Origin of the sequence: Aureivirga sp. CE67, assembly GCF_015767245.1 — a bacterium.
In the GTDB taxonomy this organism is placed as follows: domain Bacteria; phylum Bacteroidota; class Bacteroidia; order Flavobacteriales; family Flavobacteriaceae; genus Aureivirga.
The window spans coordinates 236,565-256,905 of record NZ_JADOTV010000001.1 but is presented as its reverse complement, the minus strand read 5'-3'; the positions used below and the strand labels follow the sequence as shown (position 1 = coordinate 256,905).

At 28.3% G+C, this 20,341-nt stretch carries 15 protein-coding genes; 12 read left to right on the top strand and 3 right to left on the bottom strand.

Annotation, left to right across the window (positions count from 1 at the left end; all coding sequences use genetic code 11):
- Positions 1-24: 24 nt before the first annotated feature.
- From I0K12_RS01170 to I0K12_RS01160, 3 genes are all read left to right on the top strand, one after another.
- Positions 25-4,356 carry a T9SS type B sorting domain-containing protein gene (locus I0K12_RS01170; protein ID WP_196885067.1) on the top strand — a complete coding sequence of 1,444 codons (4,332 nt, stop codon included), beginning with the start codon at positions 25-27 and terminating at the stop codon, positions 4,354-4,356.
- A gap of 88 nt (positions 4,357-4,444) precedes the next feature.
- Positions 4,445-5,101 (top strand): hypothetical protein, encoded by a 657-nt coding sequence (locus tag I0K12_RS01165; RefSeq protein WP_196885066.1) that lies wholly within the window; start codon positions 4,445-4,447, stop codon positions 5,099-5,101.
- Between the two features lie 9 nt (positions 5,102-5,110).
- Entirely contained in the window at positions 5,111-5,527 is a 417-nt protein-coding gene (locus I0K12_RS01160) for a hypothetical protein (protein WP_196885065.1), read from the top strand.
- 47 nt (positions 5,528-5,574) lie between these two features.
- On the opposite strand, the gene I0K12_RS01155 is transcribed toward I0K12_RS01160, so the two are convergent.
- Together I0K12_RS01155 and I0K12_RS01150 are read right to left on the bottom strand one after the other, a co-directional pair.
- The gene (locus I0K12_RS01155; RefSeq protein WP_196885064.1) at positions 5,575-7,314 is read right to left on the bottom strand and encodes a sodium:solute symporter; all 1,740 of its coding nucleotides are present in this window, start codon (positions 7,312-7,314) and stop codon (positions 5,575-5,577) included.
- A gap of 129 nt (positions 7,315-7,443) precedes the next feature.
- Positions 7,444-9,939: a PIG-L family deacetylase gene (locus I0K12_RS01150; RefSeq protein WP_196885063.1), complete on the bottom strand. Its 2,496-nt coding sequence runs from the start codon at positions 9,937-9,939 to the stop codon at positions 7,444-7,446.
- 558 nt (positions 9,940-10,497) lie between these two features.
- On the opposite strand from I0K12_RS01150, the gene I0K12_RS01145 reads away from it, so the two are divergent.
- Positions 10,498-11,055 carry a hypothetical protein gene (locus I0K12_RS01145; protein ID WP_196885062.1) on the top strand — a complete coding sequence of 186 codons (558 nt, stop codon included), beginning with the start codon at positions 10,498-10,500 and terminating at the stop codon, positions 11,053-11,055.
- A gap of 29 nt (positions 11,056-11,084) precedes the next feature.
- Positions 11,085-12,284: a hypothetical protein gene (locus I0K12_RS01140; RefSeq protein ID WP_196885061.1), complete on the top strand. Its 1,200-nt coding sequence runs from the start codon at positions 11,085-11,087 to the stop codon at positions 12,282-12,284.
- Positions 12,285-12,345: 61 nt separating this feature from the next.
- Here the strand turns inward: I0K12_RS01140 and I0K12_RS01135 are convergent, their stop codons facing one another.
- On the bottom strand, positions 12,346-12,924 hold the full coding sequence (locus I0K12_RS01135; protein ID WP_196885060.1) for a Crp/Fnr family transcriptional regulator: 579 nt from the start codon (positions 12,922-12,924) through the stop codon (positions 12,346-12,348).
- 94 nt (positions 12,925-13,018) lie between these two features.
- Between I0K12_RS01135 and I0K12_RS01130 the strand changes: the two genes are divergently transcribed.
- From I0K12_RS01130 to I0K12_RS01100, 7 genes are all read left to right on the top strand, one after another.
- Entirely contained in the window at positions 13,019-13,732 is a 714-nt protein-coding gene (locus I0K12_RS01130) for a CatA-like O-acetyltransferase (RefSeq protein ID WP_196885059.1), read from the top strand.
- Positions 13,733-13,845: 113 nt separating this feature from the next.
- Entirely contained in the window at positions 13,846-14,151 is a 306-nt protein-coding gene (locus I0K12_RS01125; RefSeq protein WP_196885058.1) for a hypothetical protein, read from the top strand.
- A 232-nt stretch (positions 14,152-14,383) separates the two neighbouring features.
- Entirely contained in the window at positions 14,384-15,598 is a 1,215-nt protein-coding gene (locus tag I0K12_RS01120; protein ID WP_196885057.1) for a tRNA modification GTPase, read from the top strand.
- Between the two features lie 151 nt (positions 15,599-15,749).
- Positions 15,750-16,853, top strand: coding sequence for a hypothetical protein (locus I0K12_RS01115; RefSeq protein WP_196885056.1), 1,104 nt, complete (start codon positions 15,750-15,752; stop codon positions 16,851-16,853).
- 51 nt (positions 16,854-16,904) lie between these two features.
- Positions 16,905-18,014 carry a tetratricopeptide repeat protein gene (locus tag I0K12_RS01110; protein ID WP_196885055.1) on the top strand — a complete coding sequence of 370 codons (1,110 nt, stop codon included), beginning with the start codon at positions 16,905-16,907 and terminating at the stop codon, positions 18,012-18,014.
- Between the two features lie 81 nt (positions 18,015-18,095).
- Entirely contained in the window at positions 18,096-18,650 is a 555-nt protein-coding gene (locus I0K12_RS01105) for a helix-turn-helix domain-containing protein (protein WP_231372674.1), read from the top strand.
- Between the two features lie 98 nt (positions 18,651-18,748).
- Positions 18,749-20,263: a serine hydrolase gene (locus I0K12_RS01100; protein ID WP_196885053.1), complete on the top strand. Its 1,515-nt coding sequence runs from the start codon at positions 18,749-18,751 to the stop codon at positions 20,261-20,263.
- The last annotated feature ends 78 nt before the right edge of the window (positions 20,264-20,341 follow it).

Sequence of the window (20,341 nt, the reverse complement as noted above, 5' to 3'; positions counted from 1 at the left end):
TATTTGTTAATATTGCAAATAAAAATGATAACAAAAAAGTTTGCTTTGACACTATTTTTAATAGTGTTTTTCTACAATTGTTTTTCTCAGCAAATAACAACAACATGGTATTTTGGTAGTAATGCTGGAATTCATTTCGATAATGGAAATGTGTCTGCATTACTAGATGGAGAATTAATCACAGATGAAGGATGTGCTTCAATTTCTGACTCAAATGGAGATCTTTTATTTTATACAGATGGTTCTGTAGTTTATAATAAAAATCATGAAGTTATGGAAAATGGTCAAGGTTTATATGGTGATTTTTCAAGTACACATTCTGCAATAATAATTCCTAAACCTGAAGATGAAAATATCTACTACATTTTTACAGTTGATGCTTTTGCAGGTGAATATGGGTTAAGATATTCTATTGTTGATATTACTTATAATGGAGGTTTAGGTAAGGTAATTGACGATAATATTTATCTTGAAAATCCAACAACAGAAAAAATTAGTGCTATAAAACATCCTGAGACAAACGAATATTGGATTATTAGCCATAAATGGAATAGTAATCAATTCATATCATTTAAAATTGATAATTCTGGAGTTAATACAACTCCTGTAATAAGTGCTGTTGGAGAGTATGTTGGAGGAGTATCTTTACCTTTTGTAGAAGCTGCAGGAGGAATTAAGATTTCTCCAAATGGAAAAAAAGTTGCAGTAGCAAGATATGCAATTGGATTAGAAATTTATGATTTTGATATTGACACAGGAATCTTATCAAATCCTCAAATATTATCTACAGATCAAGATAATTATGGAGTAGAGTTCTCAACAAATAGTAAATTACTTTATATAAGTAGGACAGGCTATAATAATGGTAATAGGCAAGTTGTTCAGTATAATTTAGATTTTGATAACTTAAATGATATTATTTCATCAAAGACAATCTTAATAGATGATGAAAAGGTTTATGGAGCATTGCAATTAGGTCCAAATGGTAAAATTTATGTGGCTATTCGTAATAGTCATTATTTGGATGTTATTAGAAATGTTAATGTAGTAGGTACAGCTTGTAATTATACTGAGGAAGATATGTATCTTGGAGATAGATTATCAAAATATGGTTTACCGCCATTTATTCAATCTTCTTTTTATGGAACAATAAGTGTTGAAAATGTTTGTTTGGGAGAGTCAACACAATTCACTCTTTTAGGGATTGAAAATGAAGATAGTGTAACTTGGGATTTTGGGGATTCAAATACTTCTAATGAAACAAATCCTATACATACTTATGGTAGCTCTGGTGTATATACTGTAAATGTTACAGTAGATTTAAATGAATATACTATAAATAATTCAATTGAAGTAGAAATATTTGACATTCCAATTTCTGGAACACCTATAGATTTATATATATGTGATGATTCAGATAATATTGATTTAACTTCTAATACACAATTGCTTTTAAATGGTTTGTCTGATTTAGATTATGAAGTTGTTTATTTTGAAAGCATTCAAAATTTGGAAGTAAATTTATCTATTCAAAATCCAGATGAGTTTGTTTTAGATAATAATTCAGAACCTCAAGAAATTTATGCTATAGTTAGAAGTATAGATGCAATAGATTGTTATGATGAAATAAAGGAATTTTCTATTATACCAATTGAACTAATAGAAAATTCTGTGACAGATTTTGAAGCTTGTGATAATACATCTTTTGGAACAGATGATGATGGAATTATTATATTAGACTTGACAATTAAAAGTGATGAAATTCTAGAAAACCTTAATGCTGAAGATTTTACTTTATATTATTTTAATGAGTCTGGAAATATAGATGATTTAACAACTGCAATAGACAATCCTGAAACTTATCAGAATGAAGATGAAAATGAAACTATAGAAGTAAAAATTGTTTCAAATTATGATTCTTTGTGTTATATGACAACAACTTTTAATTTAAGTATAGTAAGTTTTTATACAGATGAAATTACTCAGCCATTAGAATTGATACAATGTGATGATGATATAGATGGAATTTCAATTTTTAATTTAAATGATTTGTCTGAGTCAATTCAGCAAGAAACAGACGAAGATTTATCTATAGTTTATTATAATTCAGAAGTAGATGCTATTAATTCTGAGAATCAAATAGGAAATTTAGAATCTTATGAAAATTTAATTCCCAATAATTCTGAGGTTTGGGTAAAAATATTTGCAACAGAAGAATGTTATTCATTGTTACCAGTTAGTTTAATTGTAAATTCTAGTCAAATTCCAGCCGATTTTCAATTTACTTTGAGTAATTGTAAAGCCGAATCAGGTTTGACTTATTTTGATTTTTCTTTTTTAGAAAATGAAATCCAAGATATATTTTCAGGTCAAATAATTAATGTTTCTTATTACGAAGATAGTGAAGATGCTCTTCAAGAAGAAAATGAAATATTCGATATTTCAAATTATGGAACAAATTTAACTTTTCAAGAAATATACATTAAAGTTAAAAATGAAAATAGCGATTGTATGGCTTTTGGAAAACACTTGGAGTTAAATATTGTAGAAACTCCAAATATAAGTGAACCATTTGAATTAATTGTTTGTGATACAGATGAAGATGGAATTGCTGAATTTGATACATCTGAAATGGCTAGTTATTTTTCAAATGATTTAAATGATGTTGAAATACATTTTTATGATGAAAATGGAAATGACATTACAGAAGAATTAAGTAACATATATGTTTCTAGTTCGAAAATAATAAATGTTAAATCTAAAAAAATAGACGATGATAGTTGTTTTTCTGAATCTCAATTAGAATTAATAGTCGTGCCAAAAATCATTATAAATGAGATAGAGGATATTAGATCTTGTGATGATAATCATGATGGGATTGCAACTTTTGATACATCTTTCATTGAAAACAATATTATTGGAGCACAAGATAACATTGAGATTATTTATACAAATTCTTCAGGTATGATACTGTCTAGTCCATTTCCTTTAAGCTATGATTCAGAAAATGAAGAAATTACAGCTAAGATTTATAACGTTTTAAAACCTGAATGTTTTGAAGAGATTACTTTTAATTTGATTGTAGATGAGGTTTTTGAATCAGTAGAAATAGATGATTATAAAATTTGTGATGACTTTACAAATGATAATGTAGAAATATTTGATTTTACTACAATTTCAAATCAGTTTGAAAATGATTCTTTTGAAATTTTATATTTTATATCAGAGAACGATGCATTATTAAATGTAAACCCTTTACCATTTAATTATCAAAATATCTCGAATCCTCAAACGATCTATTTGCGTGCTCAAAACAACAGTAATTCAAACTGTTATACTGTTTTAGATTTTAACATAGAAATATTTGATTCTGTCTTACTGGAGGATAATTACTATTTAGAAGTTTGTGATGATTCTTCAAATGACCAATTAGCTTCTTTTAATTTATCAGATTTGAAAAATGAAATTTTAGAAAATCAGTTTTCAGATACTTTCGAAGTAACAATTCATGAATCTCTTGTGGATGCTGAAAATAAAATAAATACTATTACTAATGATTATTATGAAAACACTATCTCAAATCAACAGTTATTTATAAGAGTCGAAAATTCTTTATATTCAGAATGTTTTGAAATAGCTAATTTAGTTTTAAATGTAATAGAAAAACCAGAATTATTATTAGATGAAAATCAAATTATTTGTAACCATGATGTTTTAGAGTTATATGTTGAAGATATATATGATAATTATATTTGGTCTACTGGCGAAACATCTAATGTTATTACAGTTAATACACCAGGAATATATGATGTTACAGCGCAAACAATAACTGCATTAGGTACAATTTGCGAAACAACTAAAAGTTTTAATGTAATTCAATCAACATTTGCCAACAAAATAGAATTTGTAAATTCTGATTGGACATTTGATAAAAATAAAATAGAAGTTCAAGTGGAAGGAAAAGGAGATTATGAATATTCTTTAGATGGTGAAAATTACCAAGATGAACCTATTTTTGAAGATTTACAAGTGAATTCTTATACAGTTTATGTTAGAGATAAAAATGGTTGTGGTGTTTTATCTAAAGAAACATATTTACTTTATTATCCACAATATTTTACTCCAAATGGTGATGGAATTCATGATTATTGGCAGATTAACAATGCTGATAGTGAAAAATATAATGAGATATTTATTTTTGATAGATATGGTAAATTGATTTCAAAATTTTTAGGAAAAGATCGAGGTTGGGATGGAACTAAAAATGGAGAACAATTACCTTCTACTGATTATTGGTTTTTGATTAAAAGAAGAAATGGTAAAGAATATCGAGGTCATTTCACTTTAAAAAGATAGAGAAAAGCTTCCATTTTGGAAGCTTTTTCATTTTGAAAATATCCCTAAAATTCTATCTTTGAGTACAAATAAGAATTGAACACAAACTATGCAAGAAGAATTTAGAGCTTTTAAAAAATTTCAGACAGTAGCGGAGGCAAAAGAGGTACAAAAAATTTTAGAAGAACAACATATAAAATCTATTCTTACGGATGATACGCCTCCTGTAGATGTAACTTTTACAGGAAGTACACTACAATATTCTGCAATTATAAAAATTAAAGAATCCGATTTTAAAAGAGCAAAAGAAGCTCTGAAAGAATATACGGAAAGTTATATGGATTCGATTGATAAGGATTATTATTTATTTCAGTTTACGGATGAAGAACTTTATGATGTTTTGCTGAAATATGATGAGTGGAGTGAGTTGGATTATTTATTGGCGCAAAAAATTCTGAAAGAACGAGGAAGAAAAGTAGACTTAAAATTACTGAATGGATTGCGAAATAAAAGAATGCTAGACCTTGCAAAACCAGAGAAAAGTCAGAAAACTTGGATTGCTGCTGGTTATATCTTTTCATTACTTGGTGGGATTTTTGGTTTAATTATCGGTTATTCTTTGATGAATTCTAAGAAAACTTTACCAAACGGAAAACGTGTATTTTCTTACTCAGATCATGATCGTAAGCATGGTGTAAAGATTTTCTATTTAGGAATTGTGATGATGTTTATAATTGTGATGAGCCAGATTTTGATGATGTTGTAGGTTTGAGATATGAGAAAAATAAAAATTGGAATTGTAGGATATAGTACAAATGATTTTGATGTTGAAAAAGCGAAATCTTTTCTTGATGAAATTTTTAAACAAATACAAAAAGAATACTTTGAAGTTGAAATTGTAAGTGGTTTTACAAATACAGGAGTTCCTAAAATAGCTTATGAACTTGCAAAAGAATATAGTTTTAAAACAATTGGTTTTTCTGCAAAACAAGCGTATGATTATGAAACTTTTCCTGTAGATGAAGTTATTATTATTGGTAAAAATTTTGGTGAAGAATCGGTAGATTTTATCAAATATATTGATAGAATTATTCGTGCAGGAGGTAGGAAGCAAAGTTTTGCTGAGGTGCAGTTATTTAGAGAGTCCAAGAAAAATTTGAAAAGTGATTCTGTTATAGAGTTCGATTTATAAAAAAACCTCCCAATAAGGAGGTTTTTAATTTCTAAGATATTTTATTATTAAGATTCTAAACTTAATTCTTTTTCTGGTTCTCCTTTGCTTGGTCGGATAATTTGGAAAAGAATTCCGAAGAAAACTACAGCCGCACAACCGATAAGGTTTAACCATAAATAAGTTAGATCAATAATTTCTTTTTTGTCTAAAATGAAAAGAGTAACAACAATGATTTCTCCAGCAATTGCTGCTAAGAAAACGGCATTTCCTCTTACAAATTTCACAAAGAAAGCAACAACAAAAACTCCAAGAACAGTTCCGTAGAAAAGAGAACCGATTACGTTTACAGCTTCAATCAGGTTGGCGAAAAGCGAAATAAATGTGGCAAAGAATAGCGCCATTGCTCCCCAAAGAAGTGTAAAGAATTTTGACATTCTTAGATAGTGTTTATCACTTTGATTTTTTACGAAAGATCTTTTATAAATATCAATTACTGTTGTTGTAGAAAGTGCATTCAATTCCGAAGCAGTAGAAGACATCGCAGCAGAGAAAATTACTGCCAATAATAACCCAATCAATCCTGTAGGAAGATAGTTCATGATGAAAGTAATGAAAACATAATCAGAATCATTTGTTTCTAGATTTAAATCATTCTTTTCAGAATATTCTGAGATAATAGTTTTTGCGTTTTCTCTTAAATCACGTTCTTTATTTTCTAGAACGTTCATGTTTTCAATTGCCTTTTCGTTAGGTTGATTTGCTTTTTCATTTGCAAGAACTTCATAAATAGCAGCTCTTTTCTCATCTCCAACCTTGCTATATTCTTTTTGTAATTCAGCATATTGTGGTCCATATTCAGAATTTTTAATAGACTCTACATTGGAACGGTTAAAATGAAGTGGTGCTTTATGAAATTGGAAAAAAGTAAAAACCATGATTCCAATGAAAAGAATTCCAACCTGCATTGGTACTTTAAAGATTCCGTTGAAAAGAAGACCAAGTTTTGTTTCTGCCAAGTTTTTTCCAGAAAGATAACGTTGTACTTGCGATTGATCTGTTCCGAAATAAGCCAAGAAAAGGAAAGTACCTCCAAGAAGTGCACTCCAGATATTGTATTTATTATCCAAATCAAATTCGAAATCTACAATGTTCATTTTTCCCATATAACCAGCAATATCCACTGCATCTCCAACATTTACATTTTCAGGAAGTTTTTGAACAAGAATCAAAAAGGCAATAAACATACCTGTAAGAATTACAAACATTTGTTGTTTCTGCGTCTGACTTACCGCAGCTGTTCCTCCAGAAACAGTGTAGACAATAACTAAAAGTCCAATCAGAAGATTCGTGATATTTAAATCCCAACCAATAATGGAAGAAAGAATAATTGCAGGAGCAAAAATGGTTAATCCAGCAGAAAGCCCTCTTTGAACCAAAAAGAAAACTGCTGTTAAAGTTCTAGTTTTTAAATCAAAACGTTTTTCTAAGAATTCATAGGCTGTGTAAACGTTTAGTTTATAATAAAAAGGAATCACAAAGACACAAAGAAGAATCATTGCAATTGGCAATCCGAAATAGAATTGCGCAAAACGCATTCCGTCATCGTATGCTTGTCCTGGTGTTGAAAGAAACGTAATTGCGCTGGCTTGTGTTGCCATTACAGAAAGTCCGATTGCCCACCAAGGCATGGTTTGTGTCCCTTTTAAGTAGGATTCAGTCGTGTTTATATTTCGGGTTTTATAGATTCCATACCCGACAATGAGCAGCAGTATAGCGCCCAGTACAATCCAATCTAATAAATGCATTTATTTGTAAGCTTCAGTAATGATAGTGAATAATATGATTAAAAATACTTGGAACAAAAGCACGAAAAGATAGACGTGTTTCCAAGATTTAAAAAATGGTGGTTTGTCCTCAGATTCTCCCATAGTTGATTATTTTTTTCCAATCGAAATTAAATTAGCGAAAATTCTGTAGGCTCCAGGAACTCCAGCTGGCAACTCTCTAAACCAAGAATAACCAGTGTAGATGAAATATCCTTTGCCGTATTTAGCAACCAGTAAACCTCCTTTTTTTGCAGATTCTCCTTCATCACGAGAACTTAAAATTGGTTCAAACTCTTTGTCCCATTTATTTGCAAAATATAAACCTCTTTCTTGTACCCATCCTTCAAAGTCTTTTTTAGTAATCTTGTTTGGATAGTTTAAGATATCATGTTTTGGGTTGATAAATTTAACTTTTGCATTCTCTTCTGTTACACGATCCCTAGAAATATTAAGGGCATAAGGTGCAATATTATCCACTTTCAAACCTCTGTTTGTATTGTACTGGGCGATAACTGTTCCGCCGTTCTCAATATAATCAAAAAGTTTGTATTGATAAATATTTAAATCTTCTTTCGTGTTAAAAGCTCTGATACCGATAATAATAGCATCCAATTTTGCTAATTCTTTTTCTGTAGCATTACGAATATCAATTGGGTGAATTTTGTATCCAATTTGTTCTAAACTTTCTGGAACTAAATCTCCAGCTCCCATGATATATCCGATATTATCTCCTTTTTTCTTGATGTCTAAACGAACAACTTTTGCTTTTTCTTTCATTACAACCATTTGGTTAGGAATATGGTCATAAGTGATTTCTGCTAAAACATCCGAATATTCTTTTTTACCAAGTGTAACAATAGGAGAGAAGGTAACTTCGCTTTGTTTTTTTGGAGGAGTTACTTCAAAAGTAAAAACTCTTTCTTCGTCTTTATTTTTAAAATTGAAATCAAAATCTTTTGGAGAAACTTTCCAACCTTTTGGTAAATCAATTTCTACTTTTCCTTCCAAGTTTTCTTTTCCTGCTCTTACTTTTACAGCAACTTTCTTTGGCTCGTCGTTTGCAAAAATGTAAACATTTTCTAAAACATCTACGAATACAGGAGTTGTAATATCAAAAGGCTTATAAACTTCTCCTTTTACAGGATCTCTTTCTTTATATACAATATCTTTAAAGAAAGTAAACTTTTGATTTTCGATTTCTAATTCAAAACGAGCTCTTAAAACTCTTGGAGTTTCTGGCAAACTGATTAAATGTTGCTCATCTACATGATACATTCCCATCGTTCCAGGATTGTTTAACCAATAAGCATTTGTAGTGCTTATGTTTTTAGGAAGCACAATTTTTTCTATTTGGCTAAAACGTTGGTTCATATCTAGTTTTTTGTTTAAAACTAAATTTTGATCTATACCTTCTAAGTGAATTTGGTTTAAAACAACATGATCTCCAAGCCTGTTAATAGCTTCAATATCTAATTTGATTTCAGAAGAAGGTGCAGCATAATGCTCGTCTGCAATTACTTCTAAATAAAGACCAGCACAATGGTAAATTACATTTTCAATTTCTGAAAGTTTTACATTTTTCCAGTGCGAATCTTCTAAGTTTTGAATCATTTTTCTTGCTTTCAGAAGTTTTGCTAAACTTTGCTGAGGTGCAGTAGGGTCGAATTCTTCATCGATTTCAGAGATTAATTTTCCAATAGGAGCTCCATTTTCTAATCTAGACCAAGTAGTGTTGATTCCAGAGAAAATATCGTCTTTCGAAACAGGTTTTCCACCTTTTAACCATTCTAAATATTCTGTAGAAGAACCACGAGTTCCGATACTTCCAAATCCTTGTGATTTGTGCATACTTCTAGATTCAGAAGCAATTTCGTTATTAGATTTCCCTACCAAAGGATAATAAGTTCCGATATCTAAACCGTAAAGATTAGTTTTATCTGCTTTTTCAAATTTTTCTTGACTTCCGTAGAACCACCAAGAAGTATTGAAAAATAAACGATTTGGTTGCCAAGTATCCACAAAAGAAAGTTGCTCTGGATATTCATCTTTATCTCCAGCTAAATCAAAAGCTTCGAAAGAAAGAATAGCCGAACCAGTATGATGTCCGTGTGTAGTACCAGGAGTTCTATAATCAAATCGGTTAATGATTACATCCGGTTGAAATTTACGAATAACCCAAACTACATCAGAAAGTACATCGTCTTTGTCCCAGATTTTGAAAGTTTCTTTTGGGTGTTTTGAATATCCGAAATCGTTGGCACGAGAGAAAAATTGTTTTCCTCCGTCAGTTCTACGAGCAGCAAGTAATTCTTGTGTACGAATTACTCCAAGTTCTTCTCGAATTTCTGTCCCTATTAAGTTTTGCCCTCCGTCTCCTCTTGTAAGAGAAAGGTAGGCTGTGTTTGCTTTTATGTCGTTGGATAAATAGGTAATCAAACGTGTGTTTTCATCATCGGGGTGAGCGGCAATATAAAGAGCAGAGCCTAAAAAGTTAAGTTTTTTTATGGCAGCATGGATGGTTCCCGAAGTTTCCTTTTTGGGAGCCTGTGCTACGAGATGCAAGCTAAAGAAAGCTACGCATATAAATAATAGTTTGTTCCTCATTTAGTATTTCAATTAATTGCTTTGCAAGCAAATGTATAGTTTAATTTGACATATGTTAAAGTTGATTGTTTATATTAACATTTTTTAACAAACTGTGTTATGGAATCATTAACTGGAGTGGGGGAATTGTGTGGTTTTTTGAATTATTCTTGTTTATATGCGTTGTGATTGTGTTTTAGTTGGATGAGGTTGTATCATAATTTTCGGCTGAAGGGAAATTTTGGCTTAGGGATAGTAGCGGCATCCTTTTTTGCTTTTCTTCATAAAATTGCTTTAGCAAAAAAGATATAGCGGAAAGCCCGACCTGAAAGGGAAGCTCCTAAAAAAATAGTTGAGAGTTATATTGAGGGAAAATAGGGTTTTTAAAGAATATTATCACGTTTGAAATCTTTTGATAGAATTTGGTTTCATTTGAAATTTAGCTATAATTCCTCTCAGGGAGGGAACTTGAAAAATGTATACCTTTAAGTGAAAAAGAATTAAGATAAGATCTATTGATTTTTGTATGATATTTGATATTAGATTAATTCGTAATTAAGTAATATTCAAAAAAATACTATGATAAAAAATTATTTTATTTTTCTTTTTCTGATTATTTCAGTTTCAACTTTTTCACAAATAAAAAAAGATATTGTGTTTATTGCAGAGAAGTCTGGGAAAAAACTTAAACTCGAATATGAAATTAAAAATTTTCCCCTAAAAACAAGTATAGATACTACGCAGCGTTATGTTTCTTATAAAGGTAAAAGAAATGATTGGACTTTTATAAAGGTAACTGCTTATTCAAAAGATTTAGATACGATTGTTGTTCCTGAAGTTTTGCATGCTACTAATATCTATAATCAAAAGAAGAAACGATCTGTTGATTCTGAAGGAAAATTATTTACAGGGAAAGAAGTTATTTTTCATGATAATGGTGAAATATCCGGAGAACTAAAATATAGAAGAGGAAAACCTGTAAAACTAAAACAATATAGAAAAGATGGGACTTTAGAGTATAAAGCTTCTAATGGTTGGTTTGGTTGTGAAAAGTATTATGATGAAAAAGGAAAATTGATGAAAAGAAATTCATATAAAACGTCTTCGCTTTGTCATCTTGGCATTATTCGTGATTAAATGTTTTGAAAATTTAAAAAATATAAACTATGAAAAACTGTATAAACTTTTTATTGTTCATACTTACTTGTGGTGTTTTTGCTCAAAATGAATTAAAATCTTCGGATGTTGCGAAATTTGCTTATGAATTTGAAATTGTAAATAATGATTTTGTTGGAAAAGATGTTTCTATTTTAGAAAATAGAATTTCTGAAAGTCAATTTTTCTTGTTGGGAGAACAACATTTTTCTCCAGAAATATCAGAGTTTACAAATGCTTTACTTCCTAAATTGAAAAAAAATGGATTTAATTATTTTGCTTTAGAAGTTGGACCAAATAGTACACAGAAGATGTGTTCTTTGATAGAAAAAGAAAATTCACTTTATAATTTTAATTCTGAATTTTATGCCAAATATAAGGATATTCCTTTTCCTTTTTTTGATGGAAAAAAAGATGAAATGTTCTTGAAAACTGCTTTGAATGAAAGTTTTGAAATATGGGGAATTGATCAAGAATTTATTACTGCACATCTTTTCTTGATTGACGAATTGTATGAATTATCAGATGATAAAAAGGCTGTTCGAAAAAAGTATAAAAAAGCAAAACAATTTGTGGATGAAATTCTTAAAGATGAGGGAAATGGAATGCATGAAAGCTTATTGAATTCTAAAGAATTAGAAGCTTTTTTTGCTAAATGTAATTCTGAAAAACAAAAAGAAATTATAGAAGATTTAAAGATTTCCTGGAATATTTATAGGTTTAATGATCAACGAAAATATGTTGAGAATAATAGAACTAGAATGCAATATATGAAGCTAAAATTTGGTGAAAATTATAAAAAAGCAGCAAAAAAAGAGGAAAATCCAAAAGTTGTTATAAAAATGGGTTCTATGCATTTGATGAAAGGAAAAAATTGGTTAGGAAATTATGATTTAGGAAATACTTTTAACGAAATAGCTTCTATGAATGGAACAAAATCAACTTCTATTAATTGTTTTGCGAGATTTGAAGAAACTGAAAATGGAGAAATTTATGATTATCTAGATGAAAAAGAAGCAAAATATGTAAAACCACTTTTAGAATTAGCAAAGAAAGATAAATGGATTTTAATTGAAACGAAACCAATTTTGGAGCTTGTTGCTAAGAAAAAAATAAAGCTCGAAGAAGATTTAGAAATATTGCTAAATGGTTTTGATTTTGTTTTGTTTTCTCCAATTCGAACACAAGTGAAGATGAATTTTAAGGAATAAAAATATTAGACTATTTTTTTTAATTTCAAGATTTTAAAGTGAAAAGGTTATTGAAGTGAAATTACTTTTCAATTTCACTTCTTAATCGACTCAAAGTAACAGGAGAAACTCCTAGATAAGAAGCAATATCTTTTAGAGCCACTCTTTCATTGATGTAAGGTGTGTTCTTAATTAGATTTAGATAGTTTTCTTTTGTACTTCGGGCTTTATTTTCATTCATTTCTTTGATGGTGATTACAAATGTATTTTCAATAAAAGAACGTCCCCAATTTGCCCAATCACAATGGTTTTTAAATAAAGATTTTATGTAAGAAATTTTGACTCTATAAAACTCACAATCTTCTATTAGTTCGATACTGTCATTAATGAAATCGGTATCAATATTCATATAAGAACTTAAAGAAAAACAGATGCTACCTTCAAATCCAAACCAAACAACTTTTTTGCTTCCTTCTTCATTGAAATAATGCGTTTTTACAGCGCCTTTTTCAATAAAATATAAATATGGATTTTTTTCAAGATCATGAATCAAAATTTCGCCTTTTTTCAATGTAAAAGGTTCTAGTTTGTCAATTATAAGTTTTTTGCTAGAATCGGATAATTTATAGTATTTATCAATAGCTGAAAAAACATTTTTCATACAAAACATTTTGAAATTGGGATTAACAAATGTAAATAAAAACCATAAAAATGTGAAATATATTTGCCCGCATTAAAGATTAAGAAGATATAAAATGAAATCAAATAGGGAATTAGAATTTATTGAAAAATACAATGGTCGAATTTTAGAAGAAAATGAAATTTCGAGTTATGAGAAATGGGCTTTACATTTTTTTCATGATAAAGAATCGGTGCAAGAACCTTATCTTCAAATGACCTTGCAGATTGATATAACAGAAGCTTTGAAGAATTATAAAGAAAATTATAAATCAATTTCTGAAGCATCTTTTACAGCTTATTTGATGTGGAATATTGTGCAAGCTGGAAAAAAACATCCTTTTTTTAGATATAGAAAAATACAAGGAAAATGGTACATTTTTGAGGAATTACCTTTGTATGCGCCAATAGCAGTTGGAGGAGATGCTCGTTTTTCAGATTTAAGTTTGGAACCTTTTGTACATACTAAAGTTGAAGATTTCTTTTTGACTTATCGTAGTACACAAGATAAATTATTCTCTCAAGCAAAATTTTCGACAGTTTCGGATGTTTATTGGGAAAATGCTTGGTTTATTGGAAATTTACCACATTTACAGTTTACAGGTTTTCAAATTCATAGTTCCTCTATTAAGAATGGAAAACCATTTTTTTATTTTGGAAAACGATATAAGCAAGATTCTAAAGAAATGATTCCATTATTGATTGCTTTTGATCATTCAAATTTGGATCCATTATTACTTTCTGCTTATATGGAAGATTTTCAAAATTTGATTGAAGGTAAGAAACTTTAGTTGAGGGTGTAATTATTTCTAATATTTTGATTTACAGGTTGTAGTGTTAATAAAAAATAATACTTTGTTTTAAAAATAAGTTTAATTTGTAAACAACATCTAAAAAGAAAATTATGACAAAAATAAAACAAGGAGTTTCTAAAGCTTCTGATTGGAAAAATAATACACTTGGAGGTGGAGGAATATTTGTAGATATTGATACTTCAGAAGCAAATTTTGAAAATACACCACATTATCTTACAACTCTAGAAGGGGAGAAACATCATTGGGATGCAGGAGGAATTAATGCGATTTATAATGCAACTCCAAAAGGTTTTAGGATTTATTTGAAATGGGTTTATAAATTTGACAAACCACTAACAGCATCTTTTGCTGAAAAAAATGGATGGTATATCAAATGGACGGCAATTTTGGAATAAGAAAGTGAAGAGCTGAAATTGAAGATGTAAATTTATGTTTATAATTAAAAAATACTAAAAAAATATTTTTGTTGTTTTGTATATGTTAAAAAATTAGATTTGCCTTAAAATTGTAAATCTTGAAAAAGAAGAACGATTTTAATGTGTAAAATTAATTTTTATGTCAATGTACAGATGTTTTATGACGTTTTGTACACAGACTACTTAAATGTATTAACAATTAAAAATAACAATGAAAAAGCAAATTTTATTTCTTTTAATGACAGTTATAAGTCTTAGCTGTTTTTCTCAAATTACTTATGATAAAGGATATTTTATCAACAACGAAAATCAAAAAGTCGATTGTTTTATCAAGAATCATCAATGGAGAAGTAATCCAGAAAAGTTCGAATATAAATTGACAGAAGGTGGAGAAATTAAAAAAGAAACTATAAAATCAGTAAAAGAATTTGGAATTGATGGTATGTATCAATTTGTAAGACGTACTGTGGATATGGATAAATCTACTAGTGTCATAAATAATTTAACGTATTTTGAAGAACCAAGATATGAAGAAGAAGAACTTTTTTTAAGAGTTTTGGTGAGAGGTGAGTATACTTTATATCAATATTCTAAAGGTGGATTTAAAAGATATTTCTTTGGTAAAAATGATTCTGACATCAAACAGTTGGTTTTTAAAATGTATAGAGAAGATGGAAAAATCAAAGAAAATAAAGAATTTCATCACCAGCTTTGGGATCATTTGAAATGTCCAAGTATTGGTAGAAGTACAATTACAAAAGTGAGGTATATAAAAGATGATTTGTCTAACTTTTTTGTGACGTATAATGAATGTAAGAATATAGATTTTGTGGATTTTAGTAAAGAAGGGAAAAGAGATTTTTTTAATTTGAACGTAAGACCACGTTATAATTATTCATCTTTAATGATTAAAAATGCTACTGGAAATGAAACAATTGATATTAATTTTGATTATCAATCAGGTTTTTCAATAGGATTAGAAGCAGAGTTTATTTTTCCTTTTAATAGAAATAAATGGGCTTTTATTATAGAACCAACATACCAAACTTTTAATGCAGAAACTAATTTTTACGTAGAAAATTCTTATGAGAAAAATATTACTGCGAAGGTTGAATATACTTCTGTAGAAGCTACTTTAGGAATAAGACATTATATGTTTTTAAACGAAAATTCTAAATTTTTCGTGAATGGTTCTTATGGATTTGATATTTACTCAAAATCGAATATTGAGTTTCCATTAAATTTTACTTTAAGAACTTTTGAAATAGAAGCAATTGGTAATTTAGCAATTGGAGGAGGATATAAATTTAAAGATAAATATAGTGCAGAGTTTAGATATCATGTAAACAGAAATGCTCTTGGAGATGATACTTGGAATTCTGAATTGAGAACTTTCTCATTTATCCTTGGATACACTTTGTTTTAAAAAAAAGAAGAATATAATTCTTTCCAAAATATAACAAGACTTCCTAGAAATAGGAGGTCTTTTTTTTGATATTTTTTAAGTTTCGTGTATTAATTTCATTTTAAATATTATTTTTAGAATCTTAAAAAAATATGAATCCAAAAAAATAAATATGAAAATCAAATTATTTTTATTCTTAGTTGTTTGTTCTATAACTACGATTTTTGCTCAAGACGAAGGTTTAATTTCTTATATGAAAGGGAAAAATGACATTATTTATATTGATAATTCTCCAGGTACACATTTTACGATAAATTTTCCAGGAGATTCTCTTAAACCTTCTAATATTCCTAATTCTGTTGTAATTGGAGAAGATAATATTCAGTTTTTAAAAAAAAGATATACTTCAGATCAATACACAAATCAGTCTGGAGTTAAGAAAGAAATAGAACTTTTAGAATATTATATGAATTATGAGCTAGATTATTTAGAAAAAGAAGTTTTTGAAAAAGATATTGTAAATGAAAAAGAAGTTTTTTTAAACAATTCTGGGAAAAGATTTTTGCTTTGGTACTATGAAATGCCAGAGATTGCATCACCAGAAGGAGTAGAGATTATTGATCCTGTGACAGCTAATTTATTTTTAAATTTTATTTCAAATGATTATTTAATAGGAGTTAACTTTTCTGTTTTTAAATCAGAGGATAAAAAAGCTAAAATTGAAAAATTAAAATCAATCGCAAATACTGTTAATATTTTTGGAGGACCAATTGATGAAAATGCTTTATGGTATAAAATAGATGCTCTAAATGATGATAAAAACTTGTCATTTACGGATACGATTAACAAGTTTGAATTAGAAATTCCAAAATGGGCAAATATAACAAAGACACAAAATAAATCTTTATGGATGGCTTCAATGCCAGATATTGATAATATAAAGAATATAATCTCTTTGAAATGGTTCGATCAATCAGAATTTAAATCTCTTGAAGAATTTAATAAAGCGCAAATTGAAGGTTATAAAATTGGTGATAAAATGAGTTCTGGAGCTACTATGATGTTGAAGAAAAAAATAGAGAAACCAGAAAAATGTAATGGTGTAGCATATGAAATGCAATTGCTATTTGGAAGTATGATTTATCATTGTCAATATGTAACTTATTATTCAGATTCTGCTTACTTTATGATCGGATTTATTGCAACAGAAAATACTTATAATCGAAATTTAGTCAAGTTTAATGAGTTTTTAGAAAAATTCGAAATTCAGAATTAATTGCTTTTATAAACTTTAATAATAATTTTTAGAAATATAAATATAAAAATGATGAAAAAGATAATTATAACTATATGTGTATTAATGTTCAGTGTTTCCATTTTTGCACAAAATTCTATGGATAAAAAGTTGGAAGAACTTTATTTAGAAGAAAAATATGATGAGTTAATTAAAAATTATGCTTCGAAAGATGAAGATTATTCTGGAGAGGCTTATTATTATATTGGGAAGGCTTATTATATGAAATCTGATGATACAAACTGTATTAAATATATGGATTTATCCATTGAGAAGAATCCAATGGCTGCCGATGCTTTTTATTTTAAAGGTAAATCGTTTCAGTATTTAGATCAATATGAAAAATCGCTTGAATTTTTAAAGAAAGCAGAAGAGTTAAATAATACAATTTCTGTTTATCAATCTTCTATTGGTGATTCCTATTATAATTTGAAAAAATATGACGAAGCAATAGAATATTATAAAAAGGCAACGAAACATGAAAAAGTAGATAAGCGTCCTTTTTCGATGTTAGGACAAATATATTCTGAGAAAAACAAGAATGAAGAAGCGCTGAAGTATTACTATTTAGCAAAAGAAAAAGATCAAACGAAAGCAGAAGAATATGCAAATACAGTGTTCAATATTGGTCTTCTAGAATTGCTTTCAAAAAATTATGATAAAGCTGAAAAGGCATTTGCAGAAGTTTTAGAATTAGTTCCAAATGATTATCATGCGGTTGCCAAAATGATTCAGGTTTACTATGCTAAAAAGCAATATGAAAAAGCTGAGCCGTTTAGAGAGATATTATATGATGCGAAAAAGAAAAATTTATTACCAGAATTTATGAGTGATAAGTTTTGTTTTTATCAATTTGATTGGAAGGAATATTTAGTACAAGTTTTTGAAAGATATGAAAACAGAAGTTCTGGAGGTATTTATTATAAACATATTTTTTATGTTGTAAATAAAAGTGGAGATATAGAATTTACTGTTCAAACAGAATTTTCGCCTGTTGCTATGGAATTAGAAAATATTAAATATTTATTATGTTCTCAAAAAGGAAGTATCCATGGTAATTCAGGTATTGGGTTTAATGATGGATTTGATTTTGATGATTTAAAGTCAGCAGCGATAAAATATATGGAGAATTTGACAAAATGATAATATCCTAGTTTATTGGAATTATTTATTGTTTATCTCTATTTTTGATTTTAAATGACTTCTTTAATAAAAAATATAAAATTGAATAATCTTTTAAAATATCGAGAGAAATTAAATCTAACTCAAAATGAGTTGGCAGAAAAAGCAGGTGTTTCTGTTAGAACTATTCAACGAATTGAAAAAGGAGCAGAGCCAAAAGGTTATACTTTAAAAGTTTTGTCTAAAGCTTTAGAAATTTCGGAAGAAGAGCTAAAAGGAAATGTAATTATTACAAAAGAATTGGAAGACGATAATCATTCTATAAAAATAGCAAAATGGATTAATTTATCTTCTGTACTAGGTGTTGCTTTTCCTCCTGTAAATATTCTTTTTCCATTTATTTTGATGAAAGTAAAAAAGCAGGAAAATAAACTTACAAAACAAATAATTTCACTACAGATATTTTATACAATTATCGCAGTTGTAGCTGTTTTGTTAAGTCCGTTTATACGAAAATGGTTTGATTTAAATCGTCAATTTACTTTGATTATTGTAATTTTTGCTGTGCTTTTTAATCTATTTATTATACTCAGAAACACCATAGGATTAGACAAAAATAAAAAACTATATTTTAAGTTAAACTTCAGCTTTTTCTAGACTTGTCAGGTAATTGTCATCTCATTGTCACGTGACTTTTACCTTGTTTTAAAAGCATCTTAAATAATTTTGTAATCAGAATCAAAAATCAAATTAAGATGAAATTAAAACAACTATTTATTCTAGCAATCTCTTTTATTTTTTTTCAAAATAGCTTTTCACAAATTGCTGAAAATTCTGGGCTGTTTTTAGAGTTGAAAAAAGGGGATAGCATCGTTTTTAAAGAAGGATTTAATAAATGTAATTTCGATGCTTTGAAAAAAGTTTTACATAAAGATTTAGAATTTTATCATGATCAAAACGGAACTCAAGATTTAGAAACTTTTTATTATAATTTTTCGGAAAGTATTTGTTCCAATCCAAATTTTAAACCAATCCGAAAGCTGGTTCCTGAAACTTTAGAAGTTTTTCCACTTAAAAATAATGGAGAAATCTATGGAGCAATTCAAAAAGGAGAACATGTTTTTTATATTAAAGAGCCAAATAAAGAATTATATGCAACGGAAAGAGGAAGCTTTATTCATACTTGGATTTTGGAAAATGACAATTGGAAATTAAAACGAATTTTAAGTTATGATCATCGTCCTCCAGCGAAAGATTATGGATCAAAATTTAATGCAGATTATGTTCATGAGCTTTTCAGTAATACAGAAGAAATCGAAAAATTACTTTACAAACATAAAATTCCTTCTGTTTCTATCGGATTTATTCAAAATGGAGAATTACAACAAATTCGCGCTTATGGTAAGAAAAAAAAAGGAAATCCGATTTCTACGAATAGTATTTATAAAGTAGCTTCTTTGACGAAACCAATTGCGGCAATTACAGTTTTAAAATTAGTTGAAGAAGGAAAATGGAATTTGGATGAGCCAGTTTCAAATTACCACATCGATTCTGATATTAAAGAAAGTAAATATTTAGACAAACTTACTACAAGACATATTTTATCGCATCAATCAGGTTTTCCAAATTGGAGATATTTAACAGAAAATAATAAGTTAGTTTTTCAATTTGAACCAGGAACAAAAGTTCAATATTCTGGAGAAGGATTTGAATATTTAAGAAAAGTTGTAGAGAAAAAGTTTAACCGACCTTTTGAAGAAATTACAAATGAAATTTTATTTGCTCCATTGAAAATGACGAATACACATTTTTATTGGAATGAATTTGTAGATGAAAATTTATACGCTGTTGAACATGATGAAAACGGAAATCCAATAGATTTTTATAAACATAAAGAAGCTAGCGCAGCAGCAAATTTATTAACAACAGTAGAAGATTATTCTAAATTTATGATTCATGTTTTGAATAAAGCTGGTTTGTCAGATGATTTATATTTGGAGTTTTTAAAACCGCAATCTCAAGTAAAAAAGGGAGGTTATTGGAATTTAGGAATGCAAATGTTTACAGATCTTCCAAATGATGAAATTGCTTTTATGCACACAGGAGGAGATCCTGGAATTAAAATGATTGCTTTGATTTTTAATAACTCTAAAAGTGGAATTGTTATTTTTTCAAATTCAGAAAATGGGATGGTACTTTGGCAAAAAATTATAACAGAATATTTTGGAAAATTGGGTAAAGAAATTGTTCGAAGAAATCTAGAAGAGTAATTTTTTGAATTTTTCTTTTTCATTTAGAGTGAAGTGTAGAAGTTTAATTGAATTATATTTGGTTAAATATTTCAATAA